Source organism: Saccharopolyspora antiqui (genome assembly GCF_052246905.1).
In the GTDB taxonomy this organism is placed as follows: Bacteria; Actinomycetota; Actinomycetes; order Mycobacteriales; family Pseudonocardiaceae; genus Saccharopolyspora.
This window is the reverse complement of record NZ_JBQQBO010000011.1, coordinates 190,769-209,590: the sequence shown is the minus strand read 5'-3', so window position 1 is coordinate 209,590 and position 18,822 is coordinate 190,769. Positions and strand designations below refer to the sequence as shown.

General features: G+C 68.4%; 18 protein-coding genes. 7 read left to right on the top strand and 11 right to left on the bottom strand.

Going from position 1 to position 18,822, the window contains the following annotated elements; genetic code table 11:
• The first annotated feature begins 41 nt into the window (after positions 1 to 41).
• A complete protein-coding gene (locus tag ACTWQN_RS19415) occupies positions 42 to 2,447 on the top strand; it encodes a penicillin acylase family protein (RefSeq protein ID WP_443204914.1) in 2,406 nt (801 codons plus the stop codon).
• Positions 2,448 to 2,489: 42 nt separating this feature from the next.
• Positions 2,490 to 3,164 (top strand): nucleoside/nucleotide kinase family protein, encoded by a 675-nt coding sequence (locus tag ACTWQN_RS19410; RefSeq protein ID WP_443204913.1) that lies wholly within the window; start codon positions 2,490 to 2,492, stop codon positions 3,162 to 3,164.
• A gap of 87 nt (positions 3,165 to 3,251) precedes the next feature.
• Here ACTWQN_RS19410 and ACTWQN_RS19405 read toward each other — a convergent pair whose 3' ends face one another.
• A complete protein-coding gene (locus ACTWQN_RS19405; protein ID WP_443204912.1) occupies positions 3,252 to 3,713 on the bottom strand; it encodes a carboxymuconolactone decarboxylase family protein in 462 nt (153 codons plus the stop codon).
• 93 nt (positions 3,714 to 3,806) lie between these two features.
• Here ACTWQN_RS19405 and ACTWQN_RS19400 point away from each other — a divergent pair, with 93 nt between their 5' ends.
• A complete protein-coding gene (locus ACTWQN_RS19400; protein WP_443204911.1) occupies positions 3,807 to 4,679 on the top strand; it encodes a sigma-70 family RNA polymerase sigma factor in 873 nt (290 codons plus the stop codon).
• An 8-nt stretch (positions 4,680 to 4,687) separates the two neighbouring features.
• Here the strand turns inward: ACTWQN_RS19400 and mce are convergent, their stop codons facing one another.
• Positions 4,688 to 5,134, bottom strand: coding sequence for a methylmalonyl-CoA epimerase (gene mce, locus ACTWQN_RS19395; RefSeq protein WP_443204910.1), 447 nt, complete (start codon positions 5,132 to 5,134; stop codon positions 4,688 to 4,690).
• Between the two features lie 141 nt (positions 5,135 to 5,275).
• On the opposite strand from mce, the gene ACTWQN_RS19390 reads away from it, so the two are divergent.
• From ACTWQN_RS19390 to ACTWQN_RS19380, 3 genes are all read left to right on the top strand, one after another.
• Positions 5,276 to 6,283 (top strand): hypothetical protein, encoded by a 1,008-nt coding sequence (locus ACTWQN_RS19390; protein WP_443204909.1) that lies wholly within the window; start codon positions 5,276 to 5,278, stop codon positions 6,281 to 6,283.
• A gap of 351 nt (positions 6,284 to 6,634) precedes the next feature.
• Positions 6,635 to 7,822: an acetyl-CoA C-acetyltransferase gene (locus ACTWQN_RS19385; RefSeq protein ID WP_443204908.1), complete on the top strand. Its 1,188-nt coding sequence runs from the start codon at positions 6,635 to 6,637 to the stop codon at positions 7,820 to 7,822.
• A gap of 79 nt (positions 7,823 to 7,901) precedes the next feature.
• A complete protein-coding gene (locus tag ACTWQN_RS19380; RefSeq protein ID WP_443204907.1) occupies positions 7,902 to 8,651 on the top strand; it encodes a hypothetical protein in 750 nt (249 codons plus the stop codon).
• A 197-nt stretch (positions 8,652 to 8,848) separates the two neighbouring features.
• Here the strand turns inward: ACTWQN_RS19380 and ACTWQN_RS19375 are convergent, their stop codons facing one another.
• The 8 genes from ACTWQN_RS19375 to ACTWQN_RS19340 form a co-directional block, all read right to left on the bottom strand.
• Positions 8,849 to 10,192, bottom strand: coding sequence for a DNA polymerase IV (locus ACTWQN_RS19375; RefSeq protein ID WP_443204906.1), 1,344 nt, complete (start codon positions 10,190 to 10,192; stop codon positions 8,849 to 8,851).
• Between the two features lie 222 nt (positions 10,193 to 10,414).
• The gene (locus ACTWQN_RS19370) at positions 10,415 to 10,900 is read right to left on the bottom strand and encodes a TipAS antibiotic-recognition domain-containing protein (protein WP_443204905.1); all 486 of its coding nucleotides are present in this window, start codon (positions 10,898 to 10,900) and stop codon (positions 10,415 to 10,417) included.
• Between the two features lie 133 nt (positions 10,901 to 11,033).
• Complete coding sequence (locus tag ACTWQN_RS19365) at positions 11,034 to 11,219, bottom strand: hypothetical protein (RefSeq protein WP_443204904.1); 186 nt, start codon at positions 11,217 to 11,219, stop codon at positions 11,034 to 11,036.
• Positions 11,220 to 11,432: 213 nt separating this feature from the next.
• Complete coding sequence (locus ACTWQN_RS19360) at positions 11,433 to 12,410, bottom strand: ABC transporter substrate-binding protein (protein WP_443204903.1); 978 nt, start codon at positions 12,408 to 12,410, stop codon at positions 11,433 to 11,435.
• Positions 12,411 to 12,447: 37 nt separating this feature from the next.
• A complete protein-coding gene (locus ACTWQN_RS19355; protein WP_443204902.1) occupies positions 12,448 to 13,497 on the bottom strand; it encodes an ABC transporter permease in 1,050 nt (349 codons plus the stop codon).
• A complete protein-coding gene (locus ACTWQN_RS19350; protein WP_443204901.1) occupies positions 13,497 to 14,261 on the bottom strand; it encodes an ATP-binding cassette domain-containing protein in 765 nt (254 codons plus the stop codon). Before ACTWQN_RS19350 ends, ACTWQN_RS19355 begins: the two co-directional genes overlap by 1 nt.
• Positions 14,258 to 15,307, bottom strand: coding sequence for a class I mannose-6-phosphate isomerase (locus tag ACTWQN_RS19345; protein ID WP_443204900.1), 1,050 nt, complete (start codon positions 15,305 to 15,307; stop codon positions 14,258 to 14,260). Before ACTWQN_RS19345 ends, ACTWQN_RS19350 begins: the two co-directional genes overlap by 4 nt.
• Positions 15,304 to 16,278: a LacI family DNA-binding transcriptional regulator gene (locus ACTWQN_RS19340; RefSeq protein ID WP_443204899.1), complete on the bottom strand. Its 975-nt coding sequence runs from the start codon at positions 16,276 to 16,278 to the stop codon at positions 15,304 to 15,306. The genes ACTWQN_RS19345 and ACTWQN_RS19340 overlap by 4 nt, the downstream gene beginning before the upstream one ends.
• 528 nt (positions 16,279 to 16,806) lie before the next feature.
• Here ACTWQN_RS19340 and ACTWQN_RS19335 point away from each other — a divergent pair.
• The gene (locus tag ACTWQN_RS19335) at positions 16,807 to 18,204 is read left to right on the top strand and encodes a glycoside hydrolase family 47 protein (protein WP_443204898.1); all 1,398 of its coding nucleotides are present in this window, start codon (positions 16,807 to 16,809) and stop codon (positions 18,202 to 18,204) included.
• Positions 18,205 to 18,333: 129 nt separating this feature from the next.
• On the opposite strand, the gene ACTWQN_RS19330 is transcribed toward ACTWQN_RS19335, so the two are convergent.
• Positions 18,334 to 18,744 carry a YjdF family protein gene (locus tag ACTWQN_RS19330; RefSeq protein WP_443204897.1) on the bottom strand — a complete coding sequence of 137 codons (411 nt, stop codon included), beginning with the start codon at positions 18,742 to 18,744 and terminating at the stop codon, positions 18,334 to 18,336.
• Between the last annotated feature and the right edge of the window lie 78 nt (positions 18,745 to 18,822).

Below are 18,822 nucleotides of genomic sequence, written 5' to 3'. Positions count from 1 at the left end.
GAAAGATCGTTGCGCGCGCTAAAAATTCCTGCAGTCGGTCGATGCGGGAGGTCGTGGTGGGCGTTGGGCGCGTGCGGTTTTCTCGACGGCAAGGATTCGTCGCAACGGCGGCCGGTATCGCCGGGACGGGAGTGATGGCGTCCGCGACGCCAGCTGCCGAGGCCACCGGCGAAGTGAACTACCGGGTGCGGGGCCTGCGTGCCCCGGTGGAGTTGATCGAGGACCGCTACGGCGTCCCGCACCTCTACGCGCGCAGCGAAGACGACGTCTTCCTCGCGCAGGGTTTCAACGCGGCACGGGAGCGGCTGTTCCAGATCGACCTGTGGCGCCGCCGCGGCCTCGGGCAGCTCTCCGAAGTGCTCGGCCCCGACTACGTCGAGCAGGACCGCGCCACCCGGTTGTTCCTCTACCGGGGCGACATGGACGTGGAGTGGGCGCGCTACTCCAAGGACGCGCAGCGGATCGCGACCCAGTTCACCGCCGGGATCAACGCCTACCTGGACTGGCTCGACGAACACCCGGAGCAGCTGCCGGCGGAGTTCGGCATCCTCGGCTACGCACCGGCCCGCTGGGAACCCGGCGACGTGGTGCGCATCCGCAGCCACGGTCTGACCCGCAACCTGACCAGCGAGGTCAGCCGCGCCAAGGTCGCCTGCGCGGCCGGGGTGGACGCCGACCTCATCCGGCAGGGCCTGCAGCCGGATCACCGGACGACGGTGCCGGAGGGCTTCGACCCGTGCGCCATGCCGGATGACGTGCTCGCCGTCTTCGACCTGGCCACCCAGGAAGTCGAGTTCACCGACGGCGAGGTCCGCACCAAAGCGGTCCGCGACCCGGCCGGCGAGGGCAGCAACAACTGGGTGATCAGCGGGCAGCGGACCGCCACCGGACGACCGGTGCTGGCAAACGACCCGCACCGCGCCTACTCGGCGCCGTCGCTGCGCTACATCGCGCACCTGTCGACTCCCGGCCTGGACGTCATCGGTGCCGGTGAACCCGCACTGCCGGGCATCTCCATCGGGCACAACGGAACCATCGCCTTCGGGCTCACGATCTTCCCGCTGGACCAGGAAGACCTGTACGTCTACCAACTCGATCCGGCCGACCGCACCCGCTACCGCTACCAGGACGGGTGGGAGTCGATGTCGATCCTGCGCGAGCAGGTCGCCGTGCTGGGCGAGGCCGACCGCACCGTCGAGCTGGCGTTCACCAGGCACGGGCCGGTCATCCGCGTCGACGAGCAGCGGAACCTGGCGTACGCGGTGCGGACCGGGTGGCTGCAACCGGGCATGTCGCCGTACTTCGGCAGCGTCGCCTACATGCGGGCCCGCAACTTCGACGAGTTCACCGAGTCGATGCGCAACTGGGGCGCGCCGACGGAGAACCAGGTCTACGCCGACGTGGACGGCAACATCGGCTGGGTGCCCGGCGGCCTGGCGCCCAAACGGGTCGGCTACGACGGTCTGCTGCCGGTGCCCGGCGACGGCCGCTACGAGTGGAACGGCTTCTACACCGGTGACGACCTGCCCCGCCAGTTCAACCCGGCGGCGGGTTTCATCGCCACCGCGAACCAGTTCAACCTGCCGCCGGAATACCAGGACATGGGCCTCGGCTTCGAGTGGACCAACCCGTTCCGGCACCAGCGGGCCGTCGAAGTCCTGTCGCAGCAGCCCAAGCACACCGTGGCCGACTCGGCGGCACTGCAGAACGACCAGCTGTCCATCCCGGCCCGCCGATTGATCGCCCTGCTGTCCAACCTGGACAGCGGCGAGTCCGACCTGCGCCGCGCACTGCGTCTGCTGCGGGAATGGGACGCCGTCGAGGCGGCCGACTCCAACGCCGCAGCCCTGTTCGAGGTGTGGATGTCCAAGCACCTCGGGCCGGGCTTCGTGCGCGCCACCGTGCCGAAGGCGGCCGAGATCATCACCGACCCCGACACGTTGGTGCTGCTCGGCGAACTGGAGAAGCCCGGGAAGTGGCTGCCCGACGCGGCCGCCCGCGACCAACTGCTGCTGGACACGCTGCGCTCGGCCTACGCCGAGGTGCGGGAACTGCTGGGGCGCGGCGAGCCGAACTGGAAATGGGGCCAGCTGCACCACAGCTTCTTCCAGCACCCGGCGTCGGGCGCGTTCAACGAGGCCGACCGGGCCCGGTTCGATGTGGGACCGCTACCGCGCGGTGGTTCGCCGGACACCGTGAACCAGTCGTCCTACCGGACCAGCGACTTCCGGCAGACCAACGGCCCGTCGTTCCGGATGGTCCTCGACGTGGGCGACTGGGATTCTTCGATCGCGGTCAACACTCCCGGCCAGTCCGGCAACCCGGACGACCCGCACTACCGCGACCTGGCCGAATCGTGGCGCACCGGCGAGTACTTCCCGCTCGCCTACAGCAGGGCCGCGGTCGAGCGCATCGCCCAACGCCGGATGCTGCTGCTCCCGGCGTAAACCGGGTCCCGGGGGTGAGTGGCTTCCGTTGAGGATGAACCCGTGACTGCCCTGCCGATGAGCGTTGCCCGCCGACAGTTGCTCGACGAGGTGGCCTCCCGGGTGCCCGTTGCCGCTGGCGCGGACTGCGTCCGGGTGGCGGTCGACGGCGTCGACGGTTCGGGCAAGAGCGTGTTCGCCGACGAGCTGGCCGAGCGTCTTCGCCGCGCCGGTCGCGGCGTCGTGCGCGTCTCGGTCGACGACTTCCACCACGTCCGCGCCGTTCGCCACCGGCGCGGCCGCGACTCGCCGGAGGGTTTCTGGCTGGATAGCTACGATTACGCCACTCTGCGCCGCAGGGTTCTGGACCCGCTGGGCCCTGGCGGGTCACGCCGCTACCAGCCCGCAGCCCACGACCTGGCCACTGATCTACCGGTATCCCCACCACATCGGCATGCCGCACCCGGTGCAGTGCTGGTCGTGGACGGGTTGTTCTTGCACCGCGATGAGCTCGCCGATGTGTGGGACCTGTCGGTTTTCTTGCGGGTTCCATTCCACGTTTCCGTCGCCCGGATGGCCGCCCGGGATGGCGGCGTGGCCGATCCGGAGCATCCCGGTGTTGCCCGCTACGTCCAGGGTCAGCGCCGCTACTTCGCCGCCTGCACACCGTGGCAGCGCGCCGACCTCGTGATCGACAACACCGACTGGTCCGCGCCTACCCTGGTCAGCGTTCGATGATCAGAGCGCGAAACACCGCACCGTTTTGGCGGGATCCCCTGGAGGGCCACTGCGGAGGCGGTATCCGCAGTGGACGCTCCGGGGCGGTCAGCTCCACATGACGCCCGCCGGTTCCCTGATGGTGGTGTTGATGCGGTTGAAGAAGTTGGTCATGGCGATCACGAGGATGATCGCGGCCAACTGCTGTTCGTCGTAGTGCTCGGCCGCCTCGTCCCAGATCTCGTCCGGCACCGAATCCGCGGATCGGTCGGCGAGCCGGGTGGCCCGCTCGGCGAGCGCCAGGGCGGCGCGTTCGGCGGCGGTGAAAAACGGTGCGTCCCGCCAGGCCGCCACGGCGGCCAGCCGCTCGTCGGTCTCCCCGGCCTTCTTGGCCTGCTGCACGTGGCCGTGGACGCAGGCGCTGCAGCCGTTGATCTGGCTGGCGCGCAGGCCCACGAGCTCCCGCACGTGCTGCGGCAGGCCGCTGCGGTCGATCGTCTTGAGCAGGTGCTTGATGCCCGTCATCGCTTCCGGCAGGACCAGAGCCGGGTTCTTCATCCGGGATCGCATGTCGCCTCCATCGCCTAGGGTGCCGATGCGTGTCACATCGGCCGGTCTTCGCGGGTCACCGCTATGACACGAGCCGACGGAGGAATGTGACCGATGGACGACGACGATTTTCTGGCGGAGCTCTTCGAAGCCCACCGCGGCCGACTGCGGGCGGTGGCCTACCGGATGCTCGGCTCGCTCAGCGAAGCCGACGACGCCGTCCAGGAAACCTGGCTTCGGCTGAGCCGCTCCGACACCGGCGACATCGACAACATCGGTGGCTGGCTCACCACGGTCGCCGGGCGGATATGCCTGAACATGCTCCGCTCCCGCAGGTCGCGGCCGGAGGAGCCGCTGGGCGTGCACGTGCCGGACCCGATCATCAGCGGCGCCAGCGGCATCGACCCCGAAGACGAGGCGTTGCTGGTCGACTCGGTCGGTCTCGCGTTGCTCGTGGTCCTGGACACCCTGGCGCCAGCCGAGCGGCTCGCTTTCGTGCTGCACGACCTGTTCGCGGTGCCCTTCGACGAGATCGCCCGCATCGTCGGGCGCACCCCGACGGCGACACGTCAACTCGCCAGCCGCGCCCGCCGCCGGGTCCAGGGCACCGCGCCCGAACCGGACGCCGACCCGACCCGCCAGCGGGAAGTCGTCGACGCCTTCCTCACCGCTGCGCGCAGCGGCGACCTGGCGGCACTCGTCGCCGTCCTCGACCCGGATGTGGTGGTGCGCTCCGACAACGGCGCGCTGCGTCCGGGGAAGCTGCTGCGCGGTGCGGACGAGGTGGCCGCCGGGGCGGCTACCTTCGCGCGGTTCGGCGCCACCCGGCCGGTGCTCGTCAACGGCACCCCGGGAGCCGTCGCGGTCGTGGCAGGTCGGCCGGTTTCGGTCGCGGCCTTCACGATCGCCCGCGGGAAGGTGGTCGGGATCAACATCCTCGCCGACCCCGAACGCCTGCGCGGCCTGGACCTGACGTCCCTCGGCTGAGCCCGTCCTCAGTGGACGTCGGCGGGCTCGACCAGTTCGACCAACACGCCCCCGGCGTCCTTGGGGTGCACGAAATTGATGCGGCTGTTCGCGGTGCCGCGACGCGGTTGTTCGTAGAGCAGCCGCAACCCCTTGGCGCGGATGGCGTCCATGGCGGCCTCGATGTCGGTGACCCGGAAAGCGAGTTGCTGCAGGCCGGGACCGCTGCGGTCCAGGAACTTCGCGATGGCCGAATCGTCGCGCAGCGGCGCGAGCAGTTGTAGCTGCGTCGCGCCGGTGGCATCGCCTGGAGCGCGCAGCATCGCCTCGCGCACGCCCTGCTCCTCGTTGATCTCGGAGTGGGTGACTTCCAGACCGAAGACATCCCGCTGGAAAGCGATGGCCGCGTCCAAGTCGGCGACCGCGATACCCACGTGATCCACGGCCGTGACCAGGCCGTTCAGTTCCGCTCGCATGGCCGCAGCCTAACGCGCGGCGCCGGTTCGCAAAATGCTGGGAAAAGCGGCAAACCGCCAAGATCGAATTGCCCCGATAGGCGGAGTCAGGTGACCTTGCTATCCAACAGCATGTGGCTGATTCACGTGAGAGGGGCAAAAATGGCCAGCAAGCAACGTGGACCGGTCCGAAACTTCGTAACCCTCATCGCTTCACTGGGATTCACCGCAGGACTCGGCATACCGACCGCTTTCGCCGCCGGTGGCGACGGCGTGGTCGGCGGCGGGGGCGGGGAGAACCCGCGCGCGGACCAAATGCGTCGAGACCGGGCATGGGTGCTGCCCGGCCCGCTGATGTTCGGGGCCGAACCGCTCGAAGCCGTTCGCTCGGCGGCAAGCGACGCCGCCGAGCAGGCCGACTGCACGATCAGCGCAACCGACGCCACCCACCTGACGCTCGCCACGACCTGGCCCGAAGTGGCCGGTTCCGGAGAAGCACCGTCGCCGATGACCCTCTCCCGCTACGACGACCAAACCTCGCTGGCCGACCCCGAACAGCGCGCCGAAGGCCTGTTCTTCAACCCCGGCGTCGGCATCTGGCAACTCGACTCGGCCGGACTCGGCGCCCGGGAAACCGCCGCGACCGCCATCGACTCGGTCGGCGCCGCGCGGAAAATGGCGCCCTACATGGTCGGCAAGTACTGCAACGCGGTCAACGGCGGATCATCCGCCGCGCAGGCCCGCGACGCCGCGTGGACCGATTGGCACGCCTGCGACGCGGGCGCCTGCGAAACGATCTACCAACGGCTGGAATCCGAAGGCGTCACCGAGAACTCCAGTGTCACCCGATACGGCGGGGCCGAGCCGCGCACCTGCACCTATGAAGGCGCCGAATACGACTGCCTCTACGTCGACCCGAGCGCGGCACAAGGCGAAGACGCCTGGACCGCACCCGATTTCGGGCCCGCGCCCGTCCCGGCCCCGTTCTACGTCTTCGCCTACGCCGAAGGCGGCACCGACTACGAGGTCCGGTACTGGCTGAAAGCCGACTCCGGCGCGGACACCGACGTGTCGGCCTCTCGCGAACTCGGCGTCAACGCCCGGACCGAACTGTTCTGGGCCCCCGAATCCAGCCTTTGCGACACCACCACCGGCACCGGCAACTGCTGACCCGCAGAAGGGAACCTTCCTGTCACCCAACCCCAGCCGGACGCGGGGTGGGAGCAAGGGAACCTTCCTGTCACCGACCACCCCGCGAGCCCACCCCACCTGAGCCGAGCGGCGTGCGGAGGTCTGCGAGGAAGGGAACCTTCCTGTCACTCCGGGCCGGATCCGCCCGGTTGGCGAGGGCTGTGGACCGGGAGCAAGGGAACCTTCCTGTCACTCGCCGCCGCTGTGGTTATGGCGGGCGTCACAGGCGGCACTGGGTGTCATCGTGGGTATGGTCCCGGGGCGTCTGCCGGGCCATGATGGTGTCGCGACGTGGATGGCGTGGCAGTCAACGTGGACCGGGAGGTAGTGGTGGCTAGGTCTGTGATCGTGGCGGGAGCACGCACCCCGATGGGCAGGCTGCTCGGCTCGCTGAAGGACTTCTCCGGCGCCCAGCTCGGCGGGTTCGCCATCAAGGCCGCACTGGAGCGGGCCGGGGTGCGTCCGGACCAGGTCCAGTACACGATCATGGGCCAGGTGCTGACCGCTGGTGCCGGTCAGATCCCGGCCAGGCAGGCGGCTGTCGCCGCTGGCATTCCGATGGACGTACCCGCGCTGACGATCAACAAGGTGTGCCTGTCGGGGCTGGACGCGGTGGCGTTGGCCGACCAGCTCATCCGCGCCGGTGAGTTCGACATCGTGGTGGCCGGTGGGCAGGAGTCGATGACGCAGGCCCCCCACCTGCTCACCGGTTCCAGGGAAGGCTTCAAGTACGGCGACGTGCAGCTGCTGGACCACATGGCCCACGACGGGTTGTTCTGCGCGTTCGACCAGGTCGCGATGGGTGTGTCCACCGAGAAGCACAACGCCCGGTACGCCGTGACCCGCGAGGAGCAGGACGCCTTCGCCGCGCGCTCGCACCAGCGCGCCGCCGCGGCCGCGGAAAAGGGGATCTTCGCCGAGGAGATCACCCCGGTCGAGGTGCCGCAGCGCAAGGGCGATCCGGTGATCGTGGACACCGACGAAGGCGTCCGCGCCAAAACCACGGTCGAGACGCTCGGCAAGCTGCGCCCGGCCTTCGTCGCGGACGGCACGATCACCGCGGGTTCCTCGTCGCAGATCTCCGACGGTGCCGCCGCTGTCGTGGTGATGAGCAAGGCCAAGGCCGAGGAACTGGGCCTGACCTGGCTGGCCGAGATCGGTGCGCACGGCGTCGTCGCGGGACCGGACGCGAGCCTGCACGAACAGCCGTCCAACGCCATCAAGACCGCCTGCGCCAAGGAGCGGATCGACGCCGCCGAACTGGACCTGGTGGAGATCAACGAGGCCTTCGCCGCGGTGGGCGTCGTGGCCGCCCGCGCGCTGGGCATCGATGAGGACAAGGTCAACGTCAACGGCGGTGCGATCGCCCTCGGTCACCCGATCGGCATGTCCGGTGCCCGGCTGGCGCTGCACCTGGCGCTGGAACTGCGGCGTCGCGGCGGCGGTGTCGGCGCGGCGGCGCTGTGCGGCGGGGGCGGCCAGGGCGATGCGCTGATCCTGCGAGTGCCGACGGTCTGACCCCAACAGCCCTGAGATCGATTCGGAGATCCGGCCGCCACGATGATCAACTTGGCGTGCCCGGACTACCCTGGTCGGTATGAAGTGGCTTCCAGGGGGATGGCAGCGGGCCGACCGGGAGTGGGCGACCGTGCCCGGTCGACGCCCCAACCACGGCGACACGGCCCGGTATACCGCGGAACGCGCGGCCGGGCCGGAACGGGGGACGCGAGTGCAGCCGGGCGGCGGGCACCGTCCCACACTGCTCGGTGCCGACGCGCAGGACGTCGATGTCAGCGCCAGCAGCTTCAAGACGTTGGTCATCGGTGGCGGGCTGAGCGGGCTGATCACCGTGCTGATCGCCGCGACGCTGGTGAACAAGGGCAACACGGTCGGGATGTGGATCGCGCAGCTCGTCTTCGGCGTGATCTTCCTGTGGTTCATCTCATCCGCGCGCGGCATGTTCAGCAGCCGGGGTTTCCTGCTCGACCGCAGCGGCTTCTACGCCCGCACCCGCGGCGAGGTCTTCGGGGTCACCTGGGACGAGGTCGCGGCAGTCGGCGTCGGCACGCTGCCGTGGATCCAGCATCGGCGCCCGGTCGCGCCGGAACGCCGCCAGGCGCTTGAGATCTACCCGGCGGATCCGGGGTTCGCCGCGAGGCATCCCGAGTTCGACCGCTGGCGGATCGATGAGCCACCGTCGATGCCAGGGCTGCCCGGCGAGCGGTACCGCTTCCACTTGCCGCCGTTCAGCAGACTGCCGAAGACGCTGGAAGGCGCGGTGCAGAAGATCGCCCCGCACAAGTGGGTCGGCCAGTACCGCCGCCAACTGCCACCGCCGCAGGCTTAGCGGGCAGCTCTCGTGAGTGAAAATGCTGGCTCTTACCAGAACAACCGCTCACGACCCTCAGCACCACGCACGCCAATTCGTGCGGATTCGTAGCAGCGCTCGGGGTTTTCGCAGGTGATCCGAGTAGCGGAGGCACCGTCTCGCGGTCTACCCCCGACATTGTGTTGGCCCAATGCGCCAGGTCGGGGGAGTCCGGTTCAGTCGCTTTCCTCGCCAGGTAGCTGCCAACCGAGGCTGTCCGTTGGATCCGCCGAGGTCAGCAGCGGATCGTCGACGGCGAAAGTGCGGGCTGCTCCGCGCCCGGTGGTGGCCGTTTCGAACCGAACCGTGACGCGGCCGTGCCCGGCGCCCTGCACCCAGCCGTGCCCGAACTCGGCATGCCGAAGGTCGTCGCCCGCGCGCCAGGCTTGGAGAGTCGGCATGGGACTCGGTTTGTCGACCGGTTCGACGGCGGAAGTCGGGGCTTCGCCCTGGTGGACGGGGTTGTCGAACAGCGGCTCCTGCTCGGAGGTGGCCAGCCCGGAGTAGGACACGCCGACCAGCCGCACCGGCGTGCCGGGCGGAACCGCGATGTGCATGAGTCGCCGCGCCGCGGCGGACAGCGATGCGAGATCGCTGGTCGCCGAAGCGAAGGTCTCCGCACGGCTGATCGTGGTGAAGTCGGAATCCCGGACCTTGACGGTCACGGTCCGCGCAGCTCGCCCCGACGACACCAGCCGACGGTGCGCCGACTCCGCCATGCCGACCACCTCGGACAACAGCTGCACCTGGTCCGTGATGTCGACGTCGAACGTCGTCTCGGCACTGACCTGCTTCGCCTCGGCGCGCTCGGCCACCGGATGCTCGTCGATACCGTGTGCGAGGCGGTGCAGCTCCGTGCCGTGCGCCTGCCCCAGAAGCGACGTCACATCGTTGAGGTGCAGGGCGGCGAGCTCGCCGATCGTGTGGACGCCGATGCGGCGCAGTTTCGACTCAGTCACCGGGCCGATACCCCACATCTTGCGCACCGGTAGTCCGGACAGCAGCTCCAGCTGTTGTTCCGGCGGCACCACCAGCATGCCGTCCGGCTTGGCCAGGTCGGATGCGATCTTGGCCAGCTGCTTGCCCGCACCGGCCCCGATCGACGCTGTCACCCCGACCTCACCGAGCACCCGCGCGCGCAGCTGGGTGGCGAAGTGTTCCACCTGGGCTGTCGCGGCACCGGCGAGTTCGGTCGGCTCCAAGAACGCCTCGTCGACGGAAACCTGCTGGACCACGTCGGAAACCTCCCGAACGATGCCCAGCACCCGCTTGCTCACGACCTGGTACACGCGGAATCGCGGCGGCAGCACCACCGCGACGGGGCAGCGTCGACGCGCCTCCGCCATCGACATCGCCGACCGCACCCCGAACTCCCGCGCTTCATAGCTGGCGCCCGCGACGGTGCCGCGCGGACCGAGCCCGCCGACTAGCACCGGGCGGCCCCGGACGGTGGGGCGGGTCAACTGCTCCACGGATGCGAAGAACGCATCCATGTCCACGTGCAGCACCCACCTCCGCATACCTGCCATTCAACGGGACGACACCGACACCTCCCGCCACCCGACGCGCGGATGAGAGCAAGGGAACCTTCCTGTCACTCACCAACCGCGGGCACCGCGCGCGGTGGCGCGAGGAAGGGAACCTTCCTGTCACCAACACCGCAGGGAGCGGACCTCCGAGCGCGTGCCCGGGCCGGGTGGGAGCAAGGGAACCTTTCTGTCACTTCCCCGGGGAGGTGCTGGTCAACGCAGTCGTGCCCAGGCGTAGGTGGTCATCGCGTCGCGCAGGTACGCGGCCGTGCCCTTGGGCTTCTTGCGCTCGATTCGCCTGCGGAACTTCGGCTGGTTCACGTACATCTCGGCGAGCCGCAGGTAGGAGGCCCGGTCCGGGGTCCAGAAGTGGCAGATCCAGCGGAAGTGCTCGTGGATCACATGCTGGGTTCGGGGGTCGTTGCTGGAGACACCGGTCGCGAACAGCTCGGCGATGCTGGAGCTGATCCTGTTCCAGTCCTGGCCGATCTTGTACGCGATTGCCTGTCGTTGCTGAGGGGTGAGGGCTGCGTTGGATCCCGCGGGAGTGAGGTTTCCGATCAGCGCTGTGCCATCCTCGACGGCTTCGGCCTGGTCAAGACCAGGATTTCCAAACACCTTGTCCGGCTGCACGGCGTCCCTTCCTCCACTCACGCGCGCGGGCATGGCGCATGCCGAATGAGCACGCGCAGTGATCACTTGCTCCACGATTTCGGTAAAGTGTTCATCTGCCCGTGGCACATTAACGGAGCAAAGTCGACGCTGCGGGTGATTGCTGAGATCCGCTATCACCCTGTGATGACCTGCTGTCGGTCCCGTTCGACAGCGAGGGTCAATCCTGCTCGGGACCAGCGGAATCGTCGCGGTCGTCGGTATTGGGCTGCTCGGGTGGGGCGAGGAACACCACATCTCGCTCCAGATCCAACGGCCCGCCCGGATCGTGTTCGCGTGAAATGCCGCCCTGATCGCCCTCGTGCTTGAGCTTCCGACCGGGGAACAGCTCGCCATAGGTGGCCATAACCCCAAGGTAACCGCAGCCCGGCGCATTCGGAGCGGTCGCGGTGACAGGAAGGTTCCCATGCTCGCACCGCACCGGCGGAAAATGACAGGAAGGTTCCCATGCTCTGCTAGTCGGCCCGGTGGCTCGGGACGCGTGGACATCCCGAGCCACCGGGCCGGACGACGACATGAACCCGCCACGGCGCAGCCGGGCTCCGTGGCGGGTCGGGGCTCAGCAGTGCGACTTGTAGAAGTACTGGGACTGCTGGTCCAGGTTGTCGCGGGTGATGGCGATCATCTCGGTCTTGGTTTCCCGCTCGACCGGCTGGCCCTTGATCGCCGCGATGGCGCGCTTGACGCCTTCCTGCCCGATCTTGCCGGGGTTCTGCGCGATCAACGCCTGAACACGACCGTTGCGCAGGTCGTCCACCTGCTTGGGGCTGGCGTCGAAGCCGACCAGTTGCACCTGCCCGGAGCGACCCGCGTTGGACAGCGCGGTCGCCGCGCCCTCACCGGTGTTGAGGTTGGTGCCGAACACGCCGACCAGATCCGGGTTCGCGGCCAGCGTCGACGACACGATCTGGGCCGCGGTGGCCGGTTCGTTCTCGGTGTACTGGGTGGGCAGCAGCTTCAAGTTCGGATGCTTGGCGATCTCCTCCTCGAAGCCCTTGGCTCGCTCGTCGGTGGTCGAGGTGCCCGCCTTGGTGTTCAGCGCCAGCACCGAGCCCGGCTTGCCGCCGATCAGTTGCACCAAGGTTTGCGCGGCGAGCTGGCCGCCCGCGTAGTTGTCCGAGGACAGCGATGTGACCGCGATCGAGCGGTCCTCCAGCGCGGTGTCGACCTCGACGACCTTGATGCCGTTGTTCTTGGCCTGCTGCAACGGCGCGGCCAGTGCCTTGTCGTCGGTCGGTGCGATGATCACCGCACCCGGTTTGGTGCTGATGATGCCGCCCAGGATCTGCGACTGCTCGGCCTGCTCGAACTTCTCGGGAGCCTGCGCGTTTAGCTGGTAGCCCTGCGCGGCGGCTTCCTGCTGGGCCGCGCACTCCATGGACACGTAGAAGGGTTCGCCCCGCATCCCGGTGATCAGGGCGAGGTTCTTGTTGTTGGGGTCGGTCTGCCCGCTGCCGGTGTCACCGATCTGGCCTGATCCGCAGCCTGCCAGCAGCAGTGCCGCGCCCAGGGCCAGCACGGTCTTGTGCATTCTCATCTATTTCCTCCACACGCCGTTGTGCCGAAGCCGAAGGTCAGCGGTTGTTGCGCGCCCGCCGTCGGCGTTGGTCCATCCACACCGCGGCGACCAGCACTGCGCCGACCGCGATCGGTTGCCAGAAGGGGCGAACCCCGGCCATCACGAACCCGGCGTCCAGCACCGCCGGGATGAACACGCCGATGACGCTGCCGAGCACCGTCCCGATGCCGCCGAACAGGCTGGTCCCGCCCAGCACGACGGCCGCGATGGCATTGAGGTTGTCGTTGCTGTGCCCGCTGATCGTGGTGGTGCCGAAGTAGGCCAGCGACATGAATCCGGCCAGCCCCGCCAGCACCCCGGTCAGGGTGTAGACGGCGACCAGGTGGCGGGTGACCTTGATGCCGCTGCGGCGGGCGGCTTCGGCGTTCGAGCCGATCGCGTACGTGTAGCGGCCGAAGACGGTGGTTTGCAGCAGCCAGATGGTCAGCAGCGTGATCACTGCCGCGAGGATCACCAGGTTCGGCACCACCACGAACGATGTTCCGGTGCCGAGGGTTTGCCGCAGCGCGCTGGGCACCGTGCGCACGTCGACACCGTTGGTGAGCAGCTGGGCGGCACCGAGTGCCGCCCCGAACGAGCCGAGCGTGACGATCAGCGCGGGAACCCGCGCGACCGCCACGAGCAACCCGTTCAGCACACCCCACACGGCACCGCCGACGAGCGCCACCAGCAGGCCGATCGCGATCACGACCCAACCGGCGTTCGTGGCGTCACCGCCGCTGAGCCATTCCATGGTCATCGCGGAGATGACCCCGGAGAACACCAGAACCGAGCCCACCGACAGGTCGATGCCGGAGGTGATGATCACGAAGGTCATGCCGACGGCGAGCATCAGCAGCGGGGCGGCCTGCACCAGCAGGTTCTGGATGTTGAACAGGGTGGGGAACGCATCCGGGCGCAGCACGCTGAACAGCACGCACAACGCGACGAGCACCAAGCCCGTCCAGAGCGTGTTCGAGCTGGTCAGCCGCGCGCCGAGGCCCTTGGTCGGCGCGTCGGGCTTCTTCTCCACAGTGGACTCCGGTGTTTCCTGCTGGGTGGACATCAGCTCGCGTCCTCCTGTGACAGCGCGCCGGTCATGGCGCCGACCAGGTCTTCCAAACTCGCCTCGGCGGCGTTGAACCGCGCCACCCGGCTGCCGAGGCGCAGCACCTCGACCCGATCGGCCACCGACAGCACTTCAGGCATGTTGTGGCTGATCAGCACGACCGCGATGCCGGTGTCGCGAACTCTGCGGATCACGTCCAGGACGCGTTCGCGCTGCACGACACCCAACGCGGCGGTGGGTTCGTCCATGAACACGAGCTTGTTGGCCCATGCCACCGAACGCGCGACCGCGACGCTCTGCCGCTGTCCGCCGGACAGCGAGCCGATCGGCACGGACAGGTCCGGCAGCGACACCCCGAACTTGGCGAACTGCTCGGCGGCCTGGGTGCGCATTTTCGCCTTGTCCAGCATGCCGAGTCGCCCGAGCACGCCGGGCCGTCGAATTTCCCGGCCCAGGAACAGGTTCGCGGCCGGGTCGAGGTCCGGCGCCACCGCGAGGTCCTGGTACGCGGTTTCGATGCCGTGGGCGCGTGCCGCGGCGGGGGAGTCGAGCGTCACCGGCTTGCCGGAGACCAGGATCTGCCCGGAATCCGGCTGCTCGACGCCCGAAAGGCATTTCACCAGTGTTGATTTGCCCGCGCCGTTGTCGCCGATTAGGGCGACGACTTCGCCTGGTTGGACGGTGAACGACGCGCCGCGCAGTGCCTCCACGCTCCCGTATCGTTTGACCAGGTCACGGGCTTCCAGTAGTGGTTCGGTCATCTCCGGCTCCCAGCGGACGGCGGTCGGCAGTGCACCACGGTGAGGTCGCCTTCCAGTTGCGCGGCCCCGGCGGAGTGCGAGACGACGGCGGTGCTGCCGCGGTGCAGCGACAGGTCGGCGCCGTGGTCTGAGCGCAGGTTCCCGCTCCCGTCCAACACGATGAGGACACCGAAGGACGGTTCGAGTTCGACGGTCCCGTGCAGGCGGTCGGCGCGGAAGAACGGTGCCGCGTCCTCGGCGAGCAGCGGAACGCGGGAAGTCGCCTGGTCCGCGGTGTGCTTGATCAGCGAGTTCAGCACTGCGTCGTCGAACCCGCTGCGGTTGACCGTTTCGAGGGCGGTCGGCCGGTCCAAACCGAGGAACGCGCCCTCGGCGTCGGCGAGGAATCCCTGCCATTCCAGGGTGATCGAGAAGTCCGTCGGTTGCTGCAACTCCACGATGAACACGCCCGCACCGATCGCGTGCGGCGTCCCCGCCGGTACGTGCACGGTGTCACCTGGGCGGACCGGGATCTCGTTGAGTGAACCGAGCATCGCCGAGGAATCCTGGGTGGCCACCCATTCGGCAACCGTCTCCGGCGCGACATCATCGCGGAAACCCAGATGCACCACCGGGTTCGAGCCGGTCGTGCCGACCACGATCCACGCTTCGGTCTTGCCGAACCGGGAACCCAAGTGCTGCTGGGCGAAGCCATCCGACGGGTGGCAGTGCACCGGCAGTCGCTGCCCGGCATCCAACAGCTTGACCAGCAGCGCGGTGCTGTCGCCGAAGGCCGCCACGTGCTCGGCCCCCAGCCACCGTTCGGGTTCGGCTGTCACCGCGTCGCGCAGCCAGCGCCCGTCCGGTAGTCGGGAAAGCCCCGACTCGGGCTGGCCGAACCGCGTCGTGGTGGACGCGACCCAGTCTTCCGGGCCGAACTCGCGGTCGTCGCCGTCCCCGCGCAGCGCCGCGATCGACGCGCCACCCCGGTAGAACTGGCGGGGCTGATTGGCGGGCAGGGCGATCGCGGACGCCGGGCCGGTTTGCTCATTGTGGACAGAACTCAAGGTGTTACCTCTCCGGAACCTCGGGCCAACAGCCGAGTGGGGATGACCGCGCGGCGTGGCGGCGTGCTGTCGCCGTCCAGCCGCGCGAACAGCAACTCGGCAGCCGATCGTCCCAGCGCCCAGGTGTCGTGGGTGACCACGCTGATCGGCGGGTCAAGGAGATCGGCGAGTTCGAAGTCGTCGAAGCCGACGAGCGCCGGGCGCCGCGGCTGACCGGCCAGCGCGCGCAAGGCGTGGATGGTGATCCGGTTGTTGCCCGTCACCAGTGCGGTGGCGCGTTGCAGCGAGGTGCGCAACGCCTGTGCGACCGACTCGTCGGTGTGCGGGCCCATCAGGACCAGGTCCGGGTTGAACGGCACGTCGGCTTGTGCGCAGCCTTCCCGGAAGCCCCGCAGTCGTTCGGCGGCCGTGTGGATTTCCGGGGCGTCACCCAGGAACGCGATTTCCCGGTGCCCGTGCTCGGCCAGGTGCCGTGCGGCCTGAGCGGTGCCACCGGCGTTGTCGATCAGCACGGTGTCGGCGTCGAGATTGCCCGGCGGCCGGTCCACGAACACCACCGGGGTGCCCGCGTTGATCTCGTGCGCGATGTAACCGTGCTGGTGACCAGCTGGAACGACGAGCAGCCCGTCGACTCGACGTGCGCAGAACTCCAGAACCAGCTCGCGTTCCCGCGCCGGGTCCTCGTCGGATGAGCCGGTCAGGACCTGTTTGCCCTGGATCCGCGCGACTTCCTCGACCGCGCGGGTCAGCACCGAGTAGAACGGGTTCGCCAAGTCCTCCAGGACCAGCCCCAGCGTGCCGGTCCCAGTGCCCCGCCGGAGGTTGCGGGCGCTGAGGTTGCGGCGGAACCCCAACTGGTCGATCGCGGCCAGCACCCGTTCTGCGGTCGCTGGATGAACGCCGCTTTCGACGTTGACGACCCGCGACACGGTTTTGATGCTCACACCCGCGAGCCGCGCCACATCGTTCATCGTGGCGCGGCGGACGTTCCCAGAATCAGACAACGTTGTCATGGCGACCGGCATTGGATCGCAGACCGAGCCCGTTTGTCAATGGCACCGACCGACCACGCGCACACCCGACCCACGCCAGCCGCTGGCCGACCCAACCACCCGCCCACCGCCCGAACCCGAACACCACCCCAACCCGGGCCCGGAGTGACAGGAAGGTTCCCTTCCTCGCACCCACCGCAGCCGATGCCCAGCCCACCGCAGGACGCGTCCGCTGCGTGGCAGGTGACAGGAAGGTTCCCATGCTGCGGTTTTGCTGAGGCCGCCGTGACAGGAAGGTTCCCTTGCTCGCATCGTTGGCGGATGTTGGGTGACGAGGTTGTGGATCATCGCCGTTGGTCAAGTCCTCGGACGGCGGCATTCCGCGCGGCTGAACGGCACCCCCGCCATGTCGAAATCGGACAGGAACGGTGATTCGCATTGACCTGGATGTCACCGGGCGACCACGGTGGACTGGCTTGACAAGGTTGTCTAAGTGAGGAGGCGGCGATGCCCCGAGGCGTGCCCAGGAGAACCGCGCTGCGTCTGTTGGGAGGTGCGACTGTCGCAGGCGGGCTGCTGGCGATGTCATCACCGATGGCGTCGGCTCGCCGGGACTGGAAACCGGTCGCTGAAGCGGTGCGGCGCGAGTACCTGTGGGCATGGCAGCACTACGTCGAGCGGGCGTTGGGGGCCGACCACATCAAGCCGATCTCCGGCGGTCGCGAGGACTTCTTCGTCGAAGGCCACTCCATCGGGCTGAGCCTGGTCGAAGCAGTCGACACGTTGTGGCTGATGGAAGCCGACGCGGAAGTTCAACAGGCGGTGCAGTGGATCAAGGACAACCTGAGCTTCGACGTCGATGCGCCGTTCCAGGTGTTCGAGACCAACATCCGCATGGTCGGCGGGCTCGCCTCCGCCTACCACTGCACGGGTGACCAGCGGCTGCTGGAGTTGGCCGTCGATGTGGCCGACCGGCTGCTCCCGGCTTTCACCGAGTCGCCAACCGGTTTGCCCTACCGCTACGTGAACCTGGCGACCGGCGCGGTCAGCGTCCCGGAAACCAACATAGTCGAGATCGGCACCTATATCGCCGAATTCGGGGTGCTGTCGGAGTGGACCGGCGACCGGCGCTACTTCGACCTCGCCAAACAAGCCATGCGGGTCGCTTTCGACAAGCGGACCGAACTCGGGTTGCTGCCGCACGACATCCACGCCGAAACCGGTGAGTGGCGCAACCGCCAGGCGACCGTCGGCCCGCCGGGCGACTCCTACTACGAATACCTGTGGGACGGGTACGTGCTGTTCGGCGACGAGGAACTCCGCCAGTGGTACGACACGCTCACCGACGCGATCCTGGCCCACCAGGCCGAACGACACCAGAACCTGTTGTGGTTCCCGCAAGTTGACGCGTTCACCGGCGACGTCCTCAGCCGCGACCAGAGCGTGCTCGCCGCGTTCTACGCCGGTCTGCTCGGCGAGTCCGGCCGACTCACCGAGGGCCGGGCCTACCACGACGCGTTCAACATCGTGCAGGACGAGTTCGGCGTGATTCCGACCTCAGTGGACTACTCGACGATGTCGGCCACCGACCGGAGCAACGCGCTGCGACCCGAGTTCGCGGATTCCGCGTTCATGCTGTGGTTGGCCACCGGCGACGAGATCTTCCGGGAACGCGCGAACCTCCACTTCGAGAACATGCTGAAAACGTCCAAGACCACCTACGGGTTCGCCAGCCTCGCGGACGTCACGGCGAACCCGCCGTCGCAAGAGGACACCTGTCCGGGCTACTGGTGGTCGGAGCAGATGAAGTACTACTGGCTGCTGTTCTCCGACGCCCAGCGATTCGACTACCAGAACAACTACCTCAGCACCGAAGCGAACGTGCTGCGCGGCGCCCGCCGCTGACGGTGGCGTGACAGAAAGGTTCCCATGCTGCGGCGCCGACACCGCGCTCGGTGGATGACAGGTTGGTTCCCTTCTCCGCGCTTGGCGCCGGTCCGTGCCGGGTGCGGTGACAGGAAGGTTCCCTTGCTCTCATCGGCCTCGGTGTTTCGCCTTGGCTTTCTCCCGAGCGATGCGGCGTCGGTGTTGGGCTTGTTCGGCCTGTCGGCGTTTGTGGGCAGCCTTGTTCTCCACGGCGCGCTCCGCCATCGACTCCTGGAGCGCACGCTGGGCGGCCGTGCCCACCCCGTCGTCCTGCCCGGTTCTGCGGGCGCGCTTGGCAAGGCGACGATTGTTCGCTTCGGTCCGGTTGTTCGCAGGCGCCGCCGGTGCGGCGTGGGCGCGTCGGGCCAAGGCCGCGAAACCGGGCCCGGCAGCGAACTCCGCCAGTTCGGCGTTGGTGGGCTCGGCGCGGAAGACGTGTCTGGCCGCGCGGACGTGTCCGTCCTGGTGGATCTCGTAGATCCCGACCCAGAACTGCCCGTCGTGGAAAAGGGTGAACACCCCGCTTATGGAAACCTACCTCCAGGCATGACGAATCAGCCTGGCTGCACTGGTTTCCCTGCCCGTCCAGGGACAACG